The organism is Lentzea tibetensis (assembly GCF_007845675.1).
Classification (GTDB): domain Bacteria; phylum Actinomycetota; class Actinomycetes; order Mycobacteriales; family Pseudonocardiaceae; genus Lentzea; species Lentzea tibetensis.
In genome coordinates, this window is sequence record NZ_VOBR01000086.1 from 1 (window position 1) to 1,599 (window position 1,599).

Annotated in this window: 2 protein-coding genes; both read right to left on the minus strand. The window is 65.0% G+C overall.

What is annotated here, in order from left to right:
* Positions 1 to 311, minus strand: a 311-nt coding sequence (locus tag FKR81_RS43010; protein WP_186763524.1) for a flavodoxin-dependent (E)-4-hydroxy-3-methylbut-2-enyl-diphosphate synthase, incomplete at its 3' end; no start/stop codon positions are given.
* Positions 312 to 560: 249 nt separating this feature from the next.
* Positions 561 to 1,148, minus strand: coding sequence for a sigma-70 family RNA polymerase sigma factor (locus tag FKR81_RS43020; protein ID WP_146361354.1), 588 nt, complete (start codon positions 1,146 to 1,148; stop codon positions 561 to 563).
* Between the last annotated feature and the right edge of the window lie 451 nt (positions 1,149 to 1,599).

Below are 1,599 nucleotides of genomic sequence, written 5' to 3' on the forward strand. Positions count from 1 at the left end.
CCCGCCTCGATCGCGGCGAACACGTACTTCGGCTGGAAGTGGATGTCCGCGATCACCGGGATCTGCGACTTCTTCGCGATCGCCGCCAACGCGTCCGCGTCGTCCTGCGACGGGCACGCGACGCGCACGATGTCACAGCCCGCGGCCGTGAGCTCGGCGATCTGCTGCAGTGTGGCGTTGACGTCCGCGGTGAGCGTGGTCGTCATGGACTGCACCGACACCGGGAACTCGCTCCCGACGCCGACGTTTCCCACCATGAGCTGCCTCGTCTTGCGACGTTCCGACAGCACCGGAGGCGGCAATGCCGGCATTCCGAGCATCACGCCGTCACTCATGGGTTGTGCACCTTCCACTTCTGCAGATTGGTCACTACTGGCCGAGCCTGATCGGGTTGACGATGTCCGCGGTGACGGTCAGCAGGGTGATCGCACCACCGACGAAGATGACGAAATAGGTGAGCGGGAGCAGCCGCAGGTGGACACAGCAAGGCCGCTGCCGACGACAACTTCGACCGCACAGTGCAGACCGTTGGTAGCGGCACTGTTGCGTGTGGTCAACCGTCAGGCAGTGGGGCGTAGACCGTCCACGAGACGCAGGTGTGGTTTCGCGGGGGTCTTGGCGCGTTCCCACGCATCCCGCCTGCGCACCCTCGCTTGCTCAGGTGACATCAGATCGCGCAGGGACCGCATCGCGTTGTGGACGCGTGACTTCACCGTGCCCTCCGGGATACCCAACACCCGCGCTGTCTCCGCGACGGTCCGACCACGGTAGTAGACCTGCGCCAGCACCGCGCGCTGTTCCACCGGCAGCCTGTTGAGCGCCTGGAAGACGAACTCCGTCTGAATGACGTCGTCCGCGTGGTCGCGCTTCGCTTGCGGCGCAACGCCATCATCGTTGACCTCGCGAGGCCGAGACGCCTTGGCCCGGTACCGGTCGGTGACGATGTTGCGCGCCACGGTGATCAGCCAGCCACGGACCGAGCCCTTGCCGTTGACCAGAACGCTGGAATTGCGCCACGCCCGTAACAGCGTCTCCTGCACTACGTCTTCGGCGGTGTGGAGATCTCCGGTGAGTCGCGTCGCGTACGCGAGCACGGCCTGACCGTGTTCTCGATACAGCATGCGCAGCAGGGCCTCGTCCCCGGTCATCGCTTCCTCCAAGGTTCAGGCCACTTCGGCCCAGTGTCTCGTCCGCGCCGGTCGACCGAGTCGCGAGTGGACTGTCAGATGGAATGGCGGTGGCGTGGGCTGAGCGATGCCTGTTGTGGCGACCCGTAGCAGCTCCGCCAGAAAGAAGTCGCCCGCGTCCCTCGCACGCCTTCGTTGACGGAAGAATGGTCGGGAGCCGTCGAGCCTCCATCGGCAATAGCCGCAGGCGTTACGCAACAACACGGAGTTCGGCCTGTTTGCACAGGTCAACAGCATGTCTGGAAGATGTGGGGTCGTATCCAATTGAGACCATCACGGCAAGGTTGGTCAATCTCCGACCGCGTCGCCGAACGCACCGACGAGGGCCGTCACCGGTGGTATTCCGGCAGGCATCGCACCTTCGGCGGCAACATCCAGTTTCTGTCCAGCGCGGCCGGGTTCCCGCCGTGGG

Bases quoted from the DNA above. Each gene is read 5' to 3' on its own strand.
- FKR81_RS43020 (WP_146361354.1), bottom strand. From the start codon at position 1,148: ATGACCGGGGACGAGGCCCTGCTGCGCATGCTGTATCGAGAACACGGT.